This is a genomic window from Colwellia sp. Bg11-28, from assembly GCF_002836245.1.
GTDB lineage: Bacteria > Pseudomonadota > Gammaproteobacteria > Enterobacterales > Alteromonadaceae > Colwellia > Colwellia psychrerythraea_A.
This window is the reverse complement of record NZ_PJBA01000018.1, coordinates 196,194-215,045: the sequence shown is the minus strand read 5'-3', so window position 1 is coordinate 215,045 and position 18,852 is coordinate 196,194. Positions and strand designations below refer to the sequence as shown.

16 protein-coding genes are annotated in these 18,852 nt (G+C 40.7%); 7 read left to right on the top strand and 9 right to left on the bottom strand.

Annotated elements, in window-relative coordinates; all coding sequences use genetic code 11:
• The first annotated feature begins 1,023 nt into the window (after positions 1 to 1,023).
• The gene (locus CXF79_RS18270) at positions 1,024 to 1,644 is read left to right on the top strand and encodes a transglycosylase SLT domain-containing protein (protein ID WP_011044813.1); all 621 of its coding nucleotides are present in this window, start codon (positions 1,024 to 1,026) and stop codon (positions 1,642 to 1,644) included.
• A 335-nt stretch (positions 1,645 to 1,979) separates the two neighbouring features.
• On the opposite strand, the gene CXF79_RS18265 is transcribed toward CXF79_RS18270, so the two are convergent.
• From CXF79_RS18265 to CXF79_RS18255, 3 genes are all read right to left on the bottom strand, one after another.
• Entirely contained in the window at positions 1,980 to 3,266 is a 1,287-nt protein-coding gene (locus tag CXF79_RS18265; protein ID WP_041737130.1) for an HlyC/CorC family transporter, read from the bottom strand.
• Positions 3,267 to 3,358: 92 nt separating this feature from the next.
• Positions 3,359 to 4,156: a cytochrome C assembly family protein gene (locus CXF79_RS18260; protein WP_011044811.1), complete on the bottom strand. Its 798-nt coding sequence runs from the start codon at positions 4,154 to 4,156 to the stop codon at positions 3,359 to 3,361.
• 114 nt (positions 4,157 to 4,270) lie between these two features.
• Complete coding sequence (locus CXF79_RS18255; protein WP_011044810.1) at positions 4,271 to 5,371, bottom strand: SO_0444 family Cu/Zn efflux transporter; 1,101 nt, start codon at positions 5,369 to 5,371, stop codon at positions 4,271 to 4,273.
• A 197-nt stretch (positions 5,372 to 5,568) separates the two neighbouring features.
• Between CXF79_RS18255 and ffh the strand changes: the two genes are divergently transcribed.
• The 6 genes from ffh (at position 5,569) to rplS (ending at position 11,078) form a co-directional block, all read left to right on the top strand.
• Entirely contained in the window at positions 5,569 to 6,960 is a 1,392-nt protein-coding gene (gene ffh / locus CXF79_RS18250; protein ID WP_011044809.1) for a signal recognition particle protein, read from the top strand.
• A gap of 319 nt (positions 6,961 to 7,279) precedes the next feature.
• On the top strand, positions 7,280 to 8,905 hold the full coding sequence (locus CXF79_RS18245) for a putative bifunctional diguanylate cyclase/phosphodiesterase (protein ID WP_101157029.1): 1,626 nt from the start codon (positions 7,280 to 7,282) through the stop codon (positions 8,903 to 8,905).
• Positions 8,906 to 9,083: 178 nt separating this feature from the next.
• The gene (gene rpsP / locus CXF79_RS18240) at positions 9,084 to 9,329 is read left to right on the top strand and encodes a 30S ribosomal protein S16 (protein WP_011044805.1); all 246 of its coding nucleotides are present in this window, start codon (positions 9,084 to 9,086) and stop codon (positions 9,327 to 9,329) included.
• 28 nt (positions 9,330 to 9,357) lie between these two features.
• Positions 9,358 to 9,888 (top strand): ribosome maturation factor RimM, encoded by a 531-nt coding sequence (gene rimM / locus CXF79_RS18235; RefSeq protein WP_011044804.1) that lies wholly within the window; start codon positions 9,358 to 9,360, stop codon positions 9,886 to 9,888.
• A gap of 39 nt (positions 9,889 to 9,927) precedes the next feature.
• Complete coding sequence (gene trmD / locus CXF79_RS18230) at positions 9,928 to 10,689, top strand: tRNA (guanosine(37)-N1)-methyltransferase TrmD (RefSeq protein WP_011044803.1); 762 nt, start codon at positions 9,928 to 9,930, stop codon at positions 10,687 to 10,689.
• A 35-nt stretch (positions 10,690 to 10,724) separates the two neighbouring features.
• Positions 10,725 to 11,078 (top strand): 50S ribosomal protein L19, encoded by a 354-nt coding sequence (gene rplS / locus CXF79_RS18225; protein ID WP_011044802.1) that lies wholly within the window; start codon positions 10,725 to 10,727, stop codon positions 11,076 to 11,078.
• A 361-nt stretch (positions 11,079 to 11,439) separates the two neighbouring features.
• Here rplS and fdhA read toward each other — a convergent pair whose 3' ends face one another.
• From fdhA to CXF79_RS18195, 6 genes are all read right to left on the bottom strand, one after another.
• Positions 11,440 to 12,636, bottom strand: coding sequence for a formaldehyde dehydrogenase, glutathione-independent (gene fdhA / locus CXF79_RS18220; protein ID WP_011044778.1), 1,197 nt, complete (start codon positions 12,634 to 12,636; stop codon positions 11,440 to 11,442).
• Positions 12,637 to 13,072: 436 nt separating this feature from the next.
• Positions 13,073 to 13,672, bottom strand: a complete 600-nt coding sequence (locus CXF79_RS18215; RefSeq protein WP_011044776.1) for a helix-turn-helix domain-containing protein — start codon at positions 13,670 to 13,672, stop codon at positions 13,073 to 13,075.
• A gap of 214 nt (positions 13,673 to 13,886) precedes the next feature.
• Positions 13,887 to 14,765, bottom strand: coding sequence for a formyltetrahydrofolate deformylase (purU, locus tag CXF79_RS18210; RefSeq protein ID WP_101157027.1), 879 nt, complete (start codon positions 14,763 to 14,765; stop codon positions 13,887 to 13,889).
• Positions 14,766 to 14,937: 172 nt separating this feature from the next.
• Positions 14,938 to 15,534: a sarcosine oxidase subunit gamma gene (locus CXF79_RS18205; protein WP_011043291.1), complete on the bottom strand. Its 597-nt coding sequence runs from the start codon at positions 15,532 to 15,534 to the stop codon at positions 14,938 to 14,940.
• Positions 15,527 to 18,550, bottom strand: coding sequence for a sarcosine oxidase subunit alpha (locus tag CXF79_RS18200; RefSeq protein WP_101157025.1), 3,024 nt, complete (start codon positions 18,548 to 18,550; stop codon positions 15,527 to 15,529). The genes CXF79_RS18205 and CXF79_RS18200 overlap by 8 nt, the downstream gene beginning before the upstream one ends.
• Positions 18,547 to 18,846, bottom strand: coding sequence for a sarcosine oxidase subunit delta (locus CXF79_RS18195; RefSeq protein WP_011043289.1), 300 nt, complete (start codon positions 18,844 to 18,846; stop codon positions 18,547 to 18,549). Before CXF79_RS18195 ends, CXF79_RS18200 begins: the two co-directional genes overlap by 4 nt.
• Between the last annotated feature and the right edge of the window lie 6 nt (positions 18,847 to 18,852).

Here is an 18,852-nt window from a genome sequence, read left to right as displayed (position 1 = left end):
ACATGAAACACTAAGGGAATAACATAACTATTAATTAAGAGTGTTGTTATGTTGTTTAGTTCAAATTATTTTGATATTAATTCATGTTCCTACTCAAATGGTACAACTGGTCTTTAACTAACACATCACTGTTATTTTTGACGTACTGAATTTTAGGCAAAAAAAAGCGCCCAACTGCTTATGTTAGATAGGAGAGCGAATAAAAGTGTGAACCATCACTAAAAGAGAGTGGAATAACATTATTGTTATTTTGACGTACTGAATTTTAGGCAAAAAAAAGCGCCCAACTGCTTATTAAAGACAGGAGGGCGCATAAAACATGAAACACTAAGGGAATAACATAACTGTTAAGTAAGAGGGGTGTTTTGTTGATTAGTTCAAATTAATTTTAATATTAATTTATGCCCTTACTGGAATGTGCAACTGAGCCTTTAATTAACACATTACTGTTATTTAGGTGTGCTGAATTTTAGGTGGTAAAAGGGAACCCTCTAAAAATAGAGAGCGCATAAAACATGAAGCATCACTAAAAGGGAGCGGAATAACATTGCTGTTATTTAGGAGTGCAGAATTTTAGGCAAAAAAAAGCGCCCAACTGCTTATGTTAGATAGGAGAGCGAATAAAAGTGTGAACCATCACTAAAAGAGAGCGGAATAACATTACTGTTATTTAGGAGTGCTGACTTTTAGGCAAAAAAAAGCGCCCAACTGCTTATTAAAGACAGGAGGGCGAATAAAAGTGTGAACCATCACTAAAAGAGAGCGGAATAACATTACTGTTATTTTGACGTACTGAATTTTAGACAAAAAAAAGCGCCCAACTAAAAATAGAGAGCGCATAAAACATGAAACACTAAGGGAATAACATAACTGTTAAATAAGAGTGCAGTTCTCTTGTTTAGTTCAATTTATTTTAATTATTCTTTGAATTTAATTAAACTGATAATTTTATTAGCAAAAACTGCCATTAATAATCTATTTCTGTCATTATAAATGACAAATTATAATAACCGTTATTTGTTTATGTCTTCATGTAAAACAGTACTGTTAACAGCAGCCAGCGTCTTATTACTGGCAAGTTGCGCCACCCCGCCACCAAAAAATCCTGAAAATATATGTGAAATTTTTCGCGAACATCGTGATTGGTATTTTGCTGCCAAAGAAACCCGTGAACGCTGGGGCGTACCTATCCATGTTCCTATGAGCATGATGTATCAAGAGAGTTCTTTTCGTCATGATGCAACGCCTCCTATGGATTATCTCTTTGGTTTTATACCTTGGGGCAGGGTAAGTACTGCATATGGTTATTCACAAGCGAAAACGATGACCTGGAAAGACTACATTAGGGAAACGGGTAATTCAGGGGCTGATCGTGATGACTTTGATGATGCAATAGACTTTATGGGCTGGTTTATTTTTAAAACCCAAAAAGTTAATGGTGTATCTAAATGGGACGCATATAGTCAGTATTTAAATTATCATGAAGGTTGGGGTGGCTTTAAGCATAAAAGCTATAAAAAGAAGCCTTGGTTGGTGAAAGTGTCGAGGAAAGTAGATAACCGCGCTCGACGTTATAGCAGTCAACTAAAAAGTTGTGAAAAAGACTTAGATCATGGTTGGTTATGGCGATTGTTTTTCGAATAAGTCGGACAATATTGTGAAAACTAGAATGGCATTATTTAGTCAGTTAATCGATGTGTTTAATAATGCGACAAGCGCATAAAGCTTGCCAATTTGTTAATTTTACAATAAAAATCCGTTAAGGCTAGCTGCGATAACCGCTCCAAGAATAGCTAGTATTATCATTAAAAAACCAGAAAAAAAAGAATGGTTTTTCGTTAAATAATTGTTGAAATAGCAAAATGCTGCTGCTGATAGGGTTGGCTATTGTTATCCACAGAAATTGTGGAAAGCTATTGAGGATTTTAGAAACCCTCATTCTGTGGATAACTTTGTGATTAACTTTTATATTGCTCTAATTACTCTTCTTCAGGACTTTCATCGATAAAGTGCTCAGGCATGACCCTAACAGTTTTAATCTTATTGCCTGCAACGTCAATGATTTCGACAGGGTAGCCAGAGATACGCAAGCTAATATTACTTTTTGGTATCTCTTCCAAATACTCGATAATTAAGCCGTTAAGGGTTTTAGGGCCATCTGTGGGCAATTGCCATGACATCTCTTTATTAATATCACGAATACTCGCGCTACCATCCACTAAATAGCTGCCATCAGGCTGTAAGGTTACCTCATCACTGGTTGTTGGGGTCATGGTGGTAGTAAAGTCACCAACAATCTCTTCAAGAATATCTTCTAACGTTACTAAGCCTTGAATATCACCGTATTCATCAACCACTAGACCTATACGCTCTTTAGCATGCTGAAACTTTAATAGTTGAATATTTAATGGAGTACCTTCAGGTACAAAATACAACTCACGTACCGCTCTTAGTAAAGTAGCTTTGTTGAACTGATTTTTTGATAACAATTTTAAGGCATCTCTAGCATGGATATAACCAACAACATCATCGATACTATCGCGATAGAGTAATACACGGGTATGATTAGCTTGAGTAAGCTGTTTTTGAATTTTTTTCCAGTCATCGTTAACATCAATGCCAACTAAGTCACTGCGTGGGATCATTATGTCTTCAACGGAGACCTTTTCTAAGTCTAGAATACTTACTAGCATATCTTGATCACGCTGATGTAATAACGCGCCAGATTCATTCACAACGGTTCTTAGCTCCTCACTACTAAGGCTATGTTGCTCTCTTTGTTCAGAGCTAACACCAAGAAGCCTTAAAATACCATTGGTTATCCAATTGACGACAACCACAATAGGAAAAAGGATTTTAAGCAATAAGCTTAAAACTATTGAACTAGGGAAAGCTACTTGTTCAGGATAGAGTGCCGCCAATGTTTTTGGCGTGACCTCTGCAAAAATTAAGATGACCAAGGTCAGTACTAAACCAGCATATAAAATCCCAGCATCGCCGAAGTATCGATTAAAAATAACCCCAGCAACTAATGATGCAAAAACATTAACTAGGTTATTACCAATAAGAATTAAACCAATTAGGCGATCTGGTCGAGCGAGTAATTTACTAACTCGCTTAGCACCTCTGTGTTTTTGTTTTTCAAGATGACGTAATCGATATCTATTCAATGACATCATGCCAGTTTCAGAACCTGAAAAATAAGCAGAAATCAGTATTAAGATGCCAAGAATGGTAAAAAGCATCTGGGTGGATATACTGTCCAAGAAGGGAATTTCCTTTTCTAATAGTTAAAATAACACTGCTAGCTTATACCAGCAGTGTCATTGCGACAAGGGAGGGGAGGAATAGTTGTTATTTATAAAATAAATTCTTTAACGAATCGGCTACCAAAATAAGCAAGAGTAAGTAAGGCACTTGCACTCACCATTAACACAAGCACTTTGTGCCCACGCCAACCTTTTTCAAAATGTCCCCAAAGAATTAGGCCATAAATAGCAAAAGAGAGTAATGAAAGTATTGTTTTATGGGCATTTTCTTTTGCTAAAAAACCGTCTAAAAAAACAAAACCAATAATTTGACTGATAAATAAGATTGCAGTGCCAACAGTTAAGATACTAAAAAGTTGCTTCTCTACCTGCATAAGTGGTGGTAAATGTGCCACCGCAGTCAAGTTCTTACTCTTGAGTTTTAAATTGATATAGGTCACTTGAAAAGCATATAAAGTAGCGATAATTAGCACACAATAAGCGATTAACGCAAAACTGATATGACTTAATAAAATAACTTTTTCTACCACCAAAGGAATGGAGTCAATAGGTGGGATAAAGAGAATGACTAATTGCCATAGACCTGTAAATCCATAGATAACCGGCAATAATAAATTAACTTTAAAGCGTAATGATACTAGCGTTACCGCTATCGTTATAATTAAACTGACCAAGGAAATTACATTAGGCAAGTTAAAGTTAATTGTATCTTGTGAAAAAAACAATAAACCGTCATTAAAACCATGCACAATAATAGCTGCAGTAGCTAAACTTAAAACTAAGGTGATATTCGGTCCTTTAGGATGGAATAATCGTGTAACGATTGCCAACGTAGCAAGTATATAAAGCAAGAATGCTAAACTTGAACCTATAACCAAAAAATTCACTTAAAACCCCTAAAACAACTGAAAATATGCATTAAAAAGTTGATTCTATCAGATAAAATCTTTAGCGCCATGTGATTAGCGCAAAGTATTGACTTAAATTAAGAAAGCTAAGGCTTATTTAATTAACAAGTGTCTTAGTGGCTTTATTGATAGAAAAGCAATCAAGCCAGCACAGCTTAATCCAAACCATTTAGGTAAAAGTTCATGGCTATGCTGCATTTGCTCAGTAATATTAATGTCATAAAAACTTAATGAAAAATCCAATAATAACGCGAAGCCAATAGCGCAACCTGCCACGCCAAGCAAGTATCGTATCAATACAGCACTACCCATTTCATTGCGAATAACGCCTAAAGTTGAAATGTTTGTTGCTGGGCCCGCCATCATAAATACCAAAGCTGTACCAGGTGATAGCCCCGCCATAATAAACCCAGCGGCAATAGGCGTTGAGGCTGTTGCACAAATATACATAGGAATTGATATCAAAATCATCAGTAGCATGGCAGGTAAACCGCTGCCATAACTTAATAGAAACTCTTGAGGTAAAAAAGTTCGCACTAGCGAGGCAAAAATTAAACCAATTAAAAGCCAAATAATAATATCATCGATAAGTTTAGTTGATGCGTAATAAACCCCTTGCTGAGTTTTACTTACAAAAGTGTTTTTAATTATTTCGGGTGTAACTTTTTTACTGCCGCAACAGGGTTTTTTGCTTTTAGGTACTTCTTCTACTTTAACTGTCTCTTTATTGCTGCAACATCCAGATTTTTCATTCTGCAGTTGTTCAGCTGGTGATTTCATCTGTTCCTCTTTAATCGTCGCAACCAATAAACCTGTGATGATGGCAGACATAATCGCTGCGATAGGGCGGTAAATAGCAAAAACAGGGCCTAATAAAGCATAAGAAACTGATACTGAGTCAATGCCAGTTTCGGGGGTTGCGACCAAAAATGAAGAAGTTGCTGAAGCTGAAGCTCCGCTTCGTCTAAGCTCTGTTGCTACCGGAATAACCCCGCAAGAACATAAAGGTAATGGAGCACCAATAAGTGCCGCTTTGATGATGGCAAGTTTTCCTTGGCCAAGATGTTTACTTAATACTTTACTAGGTACCCACGCTTTCATTAGCCCCGCAATTAATAAACCTAATAATAGCCAAGGACTTGCTTCAGCACTCAAGTCGAGAAAATTTATTGTTAAGGCGGTCAACTGTTCCATAAAATACCTAGGTTAATGTCTAATATATCGAAGAAAATCACCGTTACTATACCATGGCTAGTATTGACGCTTGGCCTATTTTATCAACTTTATATAGCGACTAAATCATATGTGGAACTATCTGCTGTCGCATCTTAGGTATATTTGGGTATAATAGCAGCATTAACCTTATCCATATTTCGCTGTTAGAGTATTTCATGTTTGACAATCTTTCCGAACGCTTAAGTAAAACGCTTAAAAATATTAGTGGCCGTGGCCGTTTAACCGAAGACAATATCAAAGAAACTTTACGCGAAGTGCGTATGGCATTACTTGAAGCTGATGTCGCTTTACCCGTCATTCGTGAATTTATCGCCAAAGTAAAAGAAAAAGCTGTTGGTACAGATGTTTCTAAAAGCCTCACTCCTGGGCAGATTTTTGTCAAAATAGTTCAAAAAGAACTTGAATCAGCGATGGGTGAAGTCAATGAAGGTCTTGATTTAAGAGCTGCGCCACCAGCGGTTGTGCTAATGGCCGGTTTGCAAGGTGCAGGTAAAACAACTTCTGTAGCTAAACTAGCCAAATTTTTAACAGAACGTGAAAAGAAAAAAGTATTAGTAGTAAGTGCAGATGTCTATCGTCCTGCCGCTATTAAGCAACTTGAAACGCTAGCTGAAGAAATAAGTGTTGGTTTCTTCCCGAGTGATATCAAGCAAAAACCTATTGATATTGCCAATGCTGCCATTGATCACGCTAAGAAAAATTTTTACGATGTGCTAATTGTTGATACTGCAGGTCGTTTGCATATTGATGAAAACATGATGGCTGAGATCCAGCAACTTCATGCTGCTATCAATCCAATAGAAACCCTTTTCACTGTTGATGCTATGACAGGCCAAGATGCTGCTAATACAGCGAAGGCCTTTAATGATGCGTTGCCACTAACTGGTATTATCTTAACCAAAACCGATGGTGATGCCCGTGGCGGTGCTGCGTTATCAATCCGTCATATCACTGGCAAGCCTATTAAATTTATGGGTGTTGGTGAAAAAATTGAAGCCCTTGAACCTTTCCATCCAGACCGTATAGCTTCTCGTATTCTTGGTATGGGAGATGTGCTTTCATTAGTTGAAGAAATTGAGCAAAAAGTTGATAGAAAGCAAGCTGAGAAATTAGCTAATAAAGTTAAAAGCGGTAAAGGTTTTAGTTTAGAAGATTTTCGTGACCAGCTTGTACAAATGAAAAGTATGGGCGGGATGACTGGCATGATGGATAAGCTGCCTGGCATGGGCAACATGTCTGGTAAAATCAAAGATCAAATGGATGATAAAATTACCGTGCAAATGGAAGCTATTATCAATTCTATGACTCCTGGTGAACGTGAGCGTCCTGACATTATTAAAGGTTCTCGTAAACGTCGTATTGCTGTTGGCTCAGGTACTCAAATTCAAGATGTAAATAAGCTACTTAAGCAGTTTACTCAAATGCAAAAAATGATGAAAAAAATGTCAGGTAAAGGCGGCATGAAAAAGATGATGCGCAGCATGCAAGGCATGATGCCACCAGGCGGTGGTGGTATGGGCGGTGGCGGCGGAATGTTCGGCCGTTAATTCTATTGCAAAAAACACTTCAAACAAAAAAAAGCCGTATTTACGGCTTTTTTATTTTCAGAAATAATACAATTATTGCTTAATCGGTTAATACAGATCATGTCAAACATGATGGAATTAGGCAAACTGTCACTTATCGGCAAAAGGTAAGTTATTTTCTTATCGTCTAGCTATACTTAATTCGTTTTACCATCACTTAATTTATAAAATTTCATGAGTGTTAAGTATTCGCTTGCCCAATTAAAGTGATCAAAAGGCAACCATCCCATGGTTGTCTGTTCAATTAAGCTCTAGTTTGTAATTTAAGGTAATCGATTCAATGGCTATACATAAAGTTAGCAAAGCTGTCGCTCGCAGCTCAGTGAGTCAGACTGAAGACGTAGGATTTTTTCAACGTTTTGCTATGGTATTTGAAAGTCTGTTTATCGTGCTTATTACTGCGGCACTGATGTGGTCAACACGTTTTTTCGATATCACTGAATTTGTAATGAATTTATCTAGCAGTCAACCGCATTGGCAATTAGGTAACATTATCACGCTAGTTAGCATTTCAGCCTTAGGCTCACTGGTTTTACTCATTCGTTATAGTTTGCATTTACGTAAAAAAATGAAGCTACAATTTGTTGCTGAAGAGGAAATTAAAAGACTGGCTTTTTTTGATAGTTTAACTAATTTACCTAACAAAGAACTTTGTCAAGATCGTATCGAACAGGCTCTAGCGCGTGCGGCAAGAAACAATACTTCAATTGCCGTATTATTTATTGGCATTGATGACTTTAAAGCCGTTAATGATCAACAAGGTCATGTGGGCGGCGATAAGCTTTTGAAACAAATAGCTAAACGTTTATCTGGTCAATTACGTTCAGGTGATACCTTAGCGAGAATAACTGGGGTGGAATTTATTATCATACTCGAGACTATTTCGCCTAAAGATAATATAAATATGTTTGCTGACAAAATATTGTTAAAGCTCACTAAATGTTATCGAATTGCCATGCAAGAGGTCTATATCACGGGTAATATCGGAGTTGCTTTATACCCAAGTGATGGTGAATACGGTAAAGAGTTAATTCAACATGCAGATACGGCGATGTGCTTTGCCAAAGAAAAAGGCCGTAATCGCCTAGCTTTTTTCTCTAAAGAGCTACAAGAGCAAGTTAATATCAAGAAGAAAATTGCTGAACAATTACGAGGTGCAATGGAAAGGGATGAATTAGTCCTACACTACCAACCTATCATTGCAACCCACTCTAATGAAATTATTGCTGTAGAGGCCTTGTTACGATGGAATAATGAGTTACTCGGTGATTTGGCGCCAGATGTCTTTATTCCGATAGCAGAAGAGATTGGCATCATTACAAAAATTGGTGATTGGGTACTTGCACAAGCTTGCCTGCAAAATAAAACCTGGCAGCAGCAGGGTTATCCTTGCATCGTAATGACCATTAACATGTCAGTGATGCAATTAGCTATTAGCAATTATGCCCGTACGGTATCCACGTCTCTTACCGAAACAAGTTTGGAGCCTCAATACTTGGAGTTAGAGTTCACAGAGAACACGCTGATGAAAGATGCAAAACAATCGATAGTGCAACTTAGAGAGTTGAGTGCTTTAGGTGTTTCTATTGCACTTGATGATTTTGGCACCGGTTATTCGTCTATCAAACATTTAGCTAAGTTCAAGCTCAACAAATTAAAGATTGATGGTAGTTTTATAAAACATATTCCTGAAAGTGCAGGAGATATCATTGCTACAAGAGCCATCATTGCTCTAGCTAAACAACTAAAACTACACGTAACGGCTGAAGGCGTTGAAACAGCCAATCAATGTGAGTTCATGATGACTAATAATGTTGACTCTATGCAGGGTTATCACTTTAGCCGACCCGTAGCTGCCAAAGCCTTTGAACAACTCTTACAATCCCCGTCATGGCAATCAAATTAATCTATTTGACCTAATTTGTTCTCTTTAAACACCCCCCGTCACAACGCTCATTACCCGATAGGTAAATAAAACTTGTAAAAATATACTAGAAGCGTAAAATACGCGAGCTTTTCTGTCGCTTGTTGACAGGAAGTGTCTGGAAAATCCGTTTTTACACTTAACATATATAGAGGACGATATGGTTACCATTCGTTTAGCTCGTGGCGGCGCTAAAAAGCGTCCATTCTATCAGGTTGTTGTTGCAGATAGCCGTAACTCTCGCGATGGTCGTTTCATCGAGAAAGTTGGTTTCTTCAACCCAACAGCACAAGGTCAAGCTGAAAAATTACGCTTAGATCTAGACCGTATTACCCATTGGGTAGGTCAAGGTGCGACAGTATCTGATCGTGTGGCTAAGTTAGTTAAAGACGCAACTGCGGCTTAATAGCTTAGTAGGCAGTAGGAGAATTTTTGTGAGTACAGAAGAAAAAAAAATCATCTTGGGTAAAGTAGGCGCAGTTTACGGAATCAAAGGCTGGTTAAAAATTCATTCATTCACTGATGAAACTGAAGCCATACTTGACTATTTCCCTTGGTCATTAAAATTAGGGAATAATACACAAACAGTTGAAATAACTGATTGGCGCAAGCATAACAAAGTACTTATTGTGAAAGTGGCTGGTATTGATGACAGAGATGAAGCGCAAGCATTAGTCGGCTCTGAAATATTAACCAATGAAGCAGCGTTGCCAGAATTATCGGAAGATGATTTTTACTGGCGCGATTTAATAGGTATGTCTGTTGTGACTAACAAAGGTTACGACCTGGGTGTAGTTACTGACATGATGGAAACTGGCGCTAATGATGTACTGGTTGTGAAAGCTAATTTAAAAGATGGCTTTAGTAAAAAAGAACGGTTAATCCCGTACCTTTTTGAACAAGTAATTGAGTCGGTTAGCATTGAAAATAAACAAATTTGTGTTGACTGGGACCCAGGTTTTTAACTTGTGACTAGCACTATCTCTGATAAAGGGAAGAACAAAATGTGGATTGGGGTGATAAGCCTTTTTCCCGAAATGTTTAATGCTATCACGGAGTACGGGGTAACAGGCCGAGCGATTCGCAATGGGTTAATTGATTTTCATTTATGGAATCCAAGAGACTTCACCCATGATAAGCATCGTACCGTTGATGATCGTCCTTATGGCGGTGGTCCGGGCATGTTAATGATGGTGCAACCATTACGAGATGCCATTGCAGCTGCGCGTAAAGCGGCAGAAGTTAATGGTGGTAAAGCTAAAGTTATCTACTTGTCTCCGCAAGGAAGAAAGCTTGATCAACAAGGCGTAAGTGAATTAGCACAACATGATCGACTAGTATTTATTGCTGGTAGGTATGAAGGCATAGACGAGCGACTAATCGCGTCAGATATTGACGAAGAGTGGTCGGTTGGCGATTACATTTTAAGTGGTGGTGAACTCCCTGCTATGAATGTTATTGATGCTGTAGCACGCTTAGTGCCAGGGGTATTAGGACATAAAGAATCAGCAGAGCAGGACTCCTTCTCTAACGGTTTATTAGATTGTCCTCATTACACTCGGCCAGAAGTACTAACAACTCCTCAGGGAGATGAAATGTCAGTACCAAAAGTATTGTTAAGTGGTAATCATGAACACATACGCTTATGGCGACAAGAGCAATCTTTGCTAAGAACGTGGACTAGAAGACCAGAACTATTAAACAACCTAGCTCTGACAGCTGAGCAGGAGAAAGCACTTACTTTGATTAAAAAGCAAGTGAAATAAACCACTTAGACTGTGCACACTAGGAAGAAGGTAATATGAGTAAAATTCTTGAAATGCTCGAACAAGAGCAAATGAAAACAGATCTACCAGCATTCGCCCCAGGCGATACTGTTGTAGTTCAAGTAAAAGTTACTGAAGCTGATAAATCACGTCTTCAAGCGTTTGAAGGTGTAGTTATCGCTGTTAAAAGCCGCGGCTTACATTCTGCTTTCACTGTTCGTAAAATTTCGAACGGTGTTGGTGTAGAACGTGTATTCCAGACACATAGCCCTATTGTTGATTCAATTGAAGTTAAACGTCGTGGCGATGTTCGTCAAGCTAAACTTTACTACTTGCGCGAGCTATCTGGCCGTAAAGCACGTATCAAAGAAAAATTGGCTAAGAAATAGAAATATTTCTAATACAATTTTCTGTAAAGAAAGTTTGAATAAAGGCCTGAATAATTCATTATTCAGGCCTTTTTGTTTCTAGAGCATAACCTTTCCATTATCTTATGATTCTCCTTATACAGTCGTTTACATCACTCACTTTTCTTGTTTCAAATCGCTATATTTCGCTGAGCTGATGTGTGTATTGCTTGTAAAGCTAGACGCACAGCAATACTGAGATAGTGTTAGGCAGGAGTGAATTATTGCTTTGTAGTTGATAACATCAATGCTAAAAGGTCTTTGCTGACTTTGTTCATCTATGTCACTCTATAGTTACTAAAACGGCACAATAAATGTGCCGTTTGTTATAGATATATTAAAATTAAACCACCATTGAATGAGGGTCAATGACAAACTTTTGTGCGGCGCCTTTATCAAAGGCATTATAACCTTCAGGTGCACCATCAAGTGAAATGACTTTCACGTTAACCGCTTTAGCAATTTGAACTTTATCCCACAAAATAGCCTGCATTAGGTTGCGATGATATTTCATTACTGGACACTGACCGGTAACAAAGTAATGTGATTTCGCCCAACCAAGACCAAAATTCATACTAAGTTGGCCAGTTTTAGCCGCTTCAGTAGATGCACCAGGATCGCCAGTTACATAAAGCCCTGGAATACCGATACCACCACCGGCACGTGTTACTTCCATCATAGTATTAAGGACAATTGCAGGTTGTTCTTTATGATGACTACAACCGTGGCTGTGGGCTTCAAAACCAACACAATCCACAGCAGCATCTACTTCTGGAACACCTAATATTTGTTCTATCATATCTGGCACTGTGGCATCTTGACGTAAATCGATAGTTTCACAGCCAAAGCTACGAGCTTGAGCTAGACGCTCTGGATTCATATCACCTACAATGACACAAGCCGCGCCAAGTAATTGTGATGAAGCTGCAGCAGCAAGACCTACAGGTCCAGCACCAGCAATATAAACTGTGGCACCAGGAACAACACCAGCAGTTACAGCACCATGATATCCCGTTGGGAAAATATCAGAGAGCATGGTCAAGTCACGAATTTTTTCTAATGCCTGATCTTTATCAGGAAATTTTAGCAGGTTGAAGTCAGCATAAGGCACCATCACATATTCAGATTGACCACCAACCCAGCCGCCCATATCAACGTAACCAAAGGCGGCACCAGCGCGACCAGGATTAACGTTTAAGCAAATACCTGTGTTTCCTTCGCGACAGTTTCTACAGCGACCACAAGCAATATTAAAAGGTACAGAGACAATATCACCAATGTCTAAAAACTCTACATCGCTGCCTTTTTCAATGATCATACCGGTGATTTCATGACCTAAAACAAGCCCAGGTTCAGCGGTAGTACGGCCACGTACCATATGTTGATCACTGCCACAAATATTGGTAGTTACTACTTTTAAAATAACACCGTGCTCACATTTTCGATTGCCAATGGCAAGCTTAGGGTAGGCAATATCTTGAATTTCAACACTTCCAGGGCCAGTATAAACAACGCCGCGGTTTCCATGATTTGAGCACATATCAATCTCTCTTGTTGGTTAAATGACACTAATAATATTTTTAAAATGTTGCTTTGGTCATTAATTAAGAATCGAAGCCAATCTCCTTATCATTATTGAAATAGTTACTGGCTAAGGTGAAAAGCACTGTGTTTAGGGTACCGTTTTGATGATTATATGGGCATACCTAAAAAAGACACTAGCATGCCAAAAACAGACGGAACTAGTTTAAAAAGAATGAGAAGTGCTACATTAGAGAATAAAATGATCGACAATCTTTACTCTTCTACAAATGATTTTTAGTTGAAAGATCTGATTGTTAGATGGGTTAATTGGTTATCACAGCTCAGGAGTCAACTTCACTAAAGAACTATAAAATCAGCGAATAAGGTTTTATTTTAGTCGTGTTAAACTAAATTGAACGCATGGATCGTTTGTGGATCGCTATATAGAGACGTTACTTGGCAGTTACCCAGAGAATTTGTGCATCGTCTTCACTGACAGAAATAACTAAATGCCCCATCATTGCATCATAATAGACACTATCACCTTCCACCAAATTCACCGGTTCATAGAATTCAGTCACCAACTGGACTTCGCCTTCTAACACCAACATGTACTCTTCGCCACTATGGCGAACCCATTCACCGAAGTCATCGAAACTGCGCGCGTGAACTCTGCACTTGTATGGCATCATTTTTTTATGGCTAAATTGCGTGGACAGTAATTCATGCTCATACGTGGAGGTTAAATGATAATTACCTTGGTCCTTTAACGTTATATCACGACGCCCAACCGCTTGAGCCACTGTTGGTTTAGTAAATAATTGCGGTAACTCGATATTTAAACCGGTTGCTAACTTCTGCATCACAGTAAAGGTTGGCGAAATTTGTTCATTCTCAATTTTAGATAAGGTTGAAGCTGCCAAGTTAGTCAGGTTAGCCGCCTCTCTAAGGGTTAGCTTGTTCCTTATTCGGATCGACTTTAGCTGCGCGCCTATGCTAATAGCGCCAATTGCTCGCACATCATGTTTACTGCTTGTTACTGTCATTGACATTTAGATGTCCTTTTTACACTATTGCTCATCATGTCATTTAGCAAGCAGAGTGAGCAGTTCAAGAGACATTAATACGCTATAAATAGACAAACGTACCTTTGCAAATGAGGGTTAATACTTAACAAACAGCGACAATGTTTACGATAAATGAATAAACGTTGTCGTTGATTATTTCTAATAAGAGTGGCGATTAGTAAGTGGCGACTAAGAGCCCCTACTTAGAAAAGACCACGGTCTTTTTCCCATACATGAATATGCGATGTTCGATATGACAACGCACCGCGCGCGACAGCGTTAAACATTCTATATCACGTCCTTTAGCCGCTAAGTCTTTAGGATAATAACCGTGGTCAACCGTCTCAACGCCTTGGCTGATGATTGGCCCTTCATCGAGGTCATCACTGACATAATGCGCAGTCGCGCCCACTAACTTAATGCCACGGTCATAGGCTTGAAAATACGGTCTTGCGCCTTTGAAACCGGGTAATAACGAGTGGTGAATATTAATGGCTTTACCGGACAGCTTTTGACACAAATCGCTCGATAAGACCTGCATATAACGTGCTAAGACCACCAAGTCCGCCTCTGATTCTTGAATAATCTGCCAGACCTTGGCTTCTTGCTCAGGTTTAGTGTCCTTCGTGATGGGCAGGTGGTAATAAGGAATTCCATGCCATTTAGCGAGCTCTTCTAAATCTGGGTGATTAGAGATGATCGCGGGGATCTCAATATCCAAATCGCCGGTGCGATAACGGTATAATAAGTCATTCAAGCAATGATCGTGCTTTGACACCATGATCACAACTTTGGATTTATACGGACTGGAGGCTAGTTGCCATTGCATCTCAAATTCACTGGCGCGTTGCTCAAATTCTTCACTAAACGCCTCAGCGCTAAAGTCTGTCGCCGTTTGTGCTCTAAATTCTATGCGAATGAAAAAACGATTGACCGCGGTATCATCAAACGAGTGAATTTCATTAATATAGAAGCCTTTTTCGCACAAAAAACGGGTCACCACATCAACCGTGCCAGGACGACTAGGACAATCGGCGGTAATAATATGCGTTCGCGATACAGGTTTGATATCGGACATGTTCGATCCTATTTTGAAGTGAAAACCGCTTAGTTTGAACAGAATGATTTTATGCATTCAAGCTATTCAGTTAAACATAAGCGGTTTTATAATGAGTGATCGCTACCCTTAACGCGCATTGAAACAACAAACAATGTGCGTTAAGGGGCGATTGGTTTTAGCTAAACAAGCGTTAAACGATCGTCAGGCCGTATTCTTGGCTACCTTGTTGGATCCATAACCACACATAGTCAGAAAAACTGCGACGTACCACCAGCTGAAACGAATCTTCGCTCACGCGCAAGATATGCGCACCCGTTTTAGCAAAGGTGGTACCCACGACTTTACCCACGGGAAAGCTATCGAGGTGTAAATCATAACCGGTCGATTTTTTCATCAAGTCGATAACATGCTCACCACTCAGTTCTATCAGGGTTTGCGCGCCACTGATATCACTGACGGCAAAGTGGCCGGTTAAATACGAACGCAGCTTTTGCTCGACTTCATCTTCATTGCCTGAGGCGACAATAATTAACCATTCATCGGGCGCTAACCACATGATTTGTGCGAGCTCACTCTTGGCGCTGCTACACGGCGTAATAGGCAGTGCGACCCCGAGTGCTTCTTGTACACCCGCTAAAAATTCAGCATCCGCACAGTTGCCACGTAAGTTAAGGTGACCCAATAACTTATGCTCATGCAAGACAATGCCACCCGCGCTTGATTGGCCAATTAATTGGTCAAGTTGAGCATGGTGTAGCGGCGATTCTACTTGGATTGAGTTAGACATTTTGACGGTCTCCCTTTGGATCATAAAATACTGGGCTGCAAATTTCAGCTTCCACGGTGGTGCCATCACTTAATGGCAAATAGACACTCTCACCTTTGCGGCTAATACCGCCTTTAACGACTGCTAAGGCAAACGAGTAGCCCATACAAGCACTGTAATAACTTGAGGTAACGTGACCCACCATTTTCATTGGGATGGATTGGTTTTTCTCAAAGACAATTTGTGCGCCTTCGGGTAAAACAAAAGTAGGGTCTTTCGGTTTCAAGCCCACCATTTGTTTACGATCGTCACGTTTATTGTCAAAGCGCGTCCAAGAGCGTTTACCAATAAAGCTAAAGTCTTTTTTCTTACCCACAACCCAGTCCATGTCTAAATCTTGTGGCGTCACCGAGCCATCAGTGTCTTGTCCGACAATGATAAAGCCTTTTTCTGCACGTAAAATATGCATAGTTTCGGTGCCATACGGGGTGATATTAAACTCTTCACCGGCCGCCATCACCGCTTTCCAGGCATGCATGCCATAGTTCGCTTGCACGTTAATTTCGAACGACAGCTCGCCGGTAAACGAGATACGGAAAATGCGTGCTTTAACCCCCGCAACCGTCGCTGCGCGCCAATCCATGTACTTGAAACTGTCATTACTGACATCAATATCACAGATTTTCTCTAAGACTTTACGTGAGTTAGGTCCTGAGATAGTCATGGTTGACCAATGGTCAGTCACGGTTGAGAAATACACCTCCAGCTCAGGCCACTCAGTTTGATGCCATAGCTCTAACCATTGCAATACGCCCGCCGCGCCGCCGGTGGTAGTGGTCATGATAAAACGATTATCGTCAAGACAGACGGTAACACCATCATCAAAGACCATACCGTCTTCTTTACACATGACGCCGTAGCGACATTTGCCAACGCCTAATTTGCTCCATGGGTTGGTATAAACACGGTTTAAAAATTCGCGTGCATCTTTACCTTGAATATCAATTTTACCTAAGGTCGAGGCATCTAAAATGCCGACACTGTTACGTGTTGCTAAACATTCACGCTCGAGTGATTGCTGCATGGTTTCGCCTGGCTGTGGGAAGTACCACGGGCGTTTCCATTGGCCCACATCTTCAAACTCAGCGCCATTTTCTAAATGCCATTTATGCATAGCGCTAAAACGTGCTGGGTCGAACAAGTGCTTCACATCCGCACCCGCTAAGGCGCCAAACGTGGTGGGGGTATACATAGGGCGGAAGATAGTGGTGCCCGTTTCAGGAATGGTTTTACCTAACGATTTAGCGGTAATCGCCATGCCGTTGATATTACCTAACTTGCCTTGGTCCGTGCCAAAACCTAACGCGGTGTAGCGTTTGACATGCTCAATCGACTCAAAGCCTTCACGGTTAGCCAGCTCAATACCTGCGGCCGTGACATCATTTTGATAATCAACAAACTGCTTTGGCGCGCGACTGGTTTTTTTACTGTGCGGTATGTGAAACAGCGCCATGGACGCATCTTCTTGTGGGTCGCTGGTTGTTGGCGAGTTCCCCGCATAACGTCCATCACCTTTGCCCGCGGCCTCTGCTGCGACAGCGCCAGTGGTGAAACCATCACTGATGACTTTTGATAACGCGTAAACGCCTTCCAGTCCACCGCAACTGTGTTGCTTTTGTACGGTATCACCAGGGACAAAGCCCGCAATGTCGTCGTTCCACACCGGACGCGAGCCTGTGTGTGATGACAAATGAATAACAGGGCTCCAACCACCCGAGCTGGCAACCGTATCACAGACAATATGTTTCGCTGGACCGGTAACACTGTGATTACTCGCATTGATTGGCGCAACCTCAACGCCTTTGACGCGTTTGCTGCCTTTAACTTCAATCACGCCATGGCCAAAGATGATATCGATGCCCAGTTTTTTGACCTTATTGACCAAGTCGCCATTTGAGGTGCTTCGCGTATCAACGATAGCAACCACTTTACGACCGGCTTGATGCCAATCAATCGCTGTTTTGTAAGCATTATCATTGGTGGTCATTAACACCAACTGATTACCTGGCACCACATCATAGCGATTAATGTAGGTAGAAATTGCATTGGCTAACATACAACCTGGCACGTCATTGTTACCATACACCAGCGGACGCTCATGAGCACCGGTGGCCAAAATCACTTGTTTAGCGCGCACTTTGTGCACACGTTGACGGGTGCTTTGCAGTTGATGCTCACCTAAATGGTCGGTGCGACGTTCATTAATGCCCACTAGGTTATGGTCGTAATAACCAAACACCGTGCTGCGAGGAAGTAACATCACGTTATCCATCTCGCTAAGCTGTGCCACGGTTTTTTCTACCCATTGACTCGGCAATTGGCCATCTATTTGCTGCGTTGAGCATAATAAACTGCCGCCAAATTCATTTTGCTCATCACTGATGATAACGCGTGCGCCTGTTTGCGCAGCAGATAACGCTGCGGCTAAGCCCGCTGGGCCACCACCGACAATCATCACATCACAATGATGGTGCATTTTGTCATAACTGTCCGGGTCACTTTGCTGAGGACTTGCCCCTAAACCAGCGCCTTTGCGAATTAAGTGCTCGTATGACATCCATAACGATTGTGGAAACATAAAGGTTTTGTAATAAAACCCGGGCGGCATCATCGAGCCACCTAATTTGCCCACGGTGCCCATTAAATCGAAATCAACATTAGGCCAACCGTTGGTTGAGCTTGCGGTTAATCCTTGATACAAGTCGGTTTGTGTCGCGCGCGGATTCGGAATAGTGGTCGCTTGCGTCGAGCCAATTTGAAAAATGGCGTTCGGCTCTTGCGAGTCACTGGTAATAATACCGCGAGGACGTGAGTACTTAAAACTACGCCCAACGACATCAACACCATTAGCTAACAAGGCTGATGCGACGGTATCGCCTTCAAAACCTTTATACTCTTTGCCGTTAAAGCTAAAGGTTAAGGTGCGGTTGCGATTAATGCGTTTGCTGCTTCCAGCGATCCGATTAACTTGGCTCATGATTGGCCCTCTTCACTAGCGGTAACACTGGGCTTTAGGCCCATTTTGTAAGTTTCCATGATTTCATAGGTCACGGTGTTTCGGGTCGCGTTGAAATATTTGCGACAACCGGCGGCGTGTAGCCACATCTCGTGATGTAAACCGCGCGGGTTTTTACGGAAAAACAAGTAACGTGCCCATTGCTCATCACTAATTTCTTCGGGTTGAAGTGGGCGCACGATATGAGCTTGCCCAGCAGGGCTAAACTCTTCTTCTTCGCGCAGCTCTTCACAATAAGGACAGTGGATAAGTAACATAATAAA

Excerpts from the sequence above, each read along its gene's own strand:
- CXF79_RS18200 (WP_101157025.1), bottom strand. The coding sequence starts at position 18,550 with ATGAGCCAAGTTAATCGGATCGCTGGAAGCAGCAAACGCATTAATCGC.
- ffh (WP_011044809.1), top strand. The coding sequence starts at position 5,569 with ATGTTTGACAATCTTTCCGAACGCTTAAGTAAAACGCTTAAAAATATT.
- CXF79_RS18245 (WP_101157029.1), top strand. The coding sequence starts at position 7,280 with ATGGCTATACATAAAGTTAGCAAAGCTGTCGCTCGCAGCTCAGTGAGT.
- CXF79_RS18195 (WP_011043289.1), bottom strand. The coding sequence starts at position 18,846 with ATGTTACTTATCCACTGTCCTTATTGTGAAGAGCTGCGCGAAGAAGAA.
- CXF79_RS18270 (WP_011044813.1), top strand. The coding sequence starts at position 1,024 with ATGTCTTCATGTAAAACAGTACTGTTAACAGCAGCCAGCGTCTTATTA.
- CXF79_RS18215 (WP_011044776.1), bottom strand. The coding sequence starts at position 13,672 with ATGTCAATGACAGTAACAAGCAGTAAACATGATGTGCGAGCAATTGGC.
- CXF79_RS18255 (WP_011044810.1), bottom strand. The coding sequence starts at position 5,371 with ATGGAACAGTTGACCGCCTTAACAATAAATTTTCTCGACTTGAGTGCT.
- CXF79_RS18205 (WP_011043291.1), bottom strand. The coding sequence starts at position 15,534 with ATGTCTAACTCAATCCAAGTAGAATCGCCGCTACACCATGCTCAACTT.
- purU (WP_101157027.1), bottom strand. The coding sequence starts at position 14,765 with ATGTCCGATATCAAACCTGTATCGCGAACGCATATTATTACCGCCGAT.
- rplS (WP_011044802.1), top strand. The coding sequence starts at position 10,725 with ATGAGTAAAATTCTTGAAATGCTCGAACAAGAGCAAATGAAAACAGAT.
- rpsP (WP_011044805.1), top strand. The coding sequence starts at position 9,084 with ATGGTTACCATTCGTTTAGCTCGTGGCGGCGCTAAAAAGCGTCCATTC.
- trmD (WP_011044803.1), top strand. The coding sequence starts at position 9,928 with ATGTGGATTGGGGTGATAAGCCTTTTTCCCGAAATGTTTAATGCTATC.
- fdhA (WP_011044778.1), bottom strand. The coding sequence starts at position 12,636 with ATGTGCTCAAATCATGGAAACCGCGGCGTTGTTTATACTGGCCCTGGA.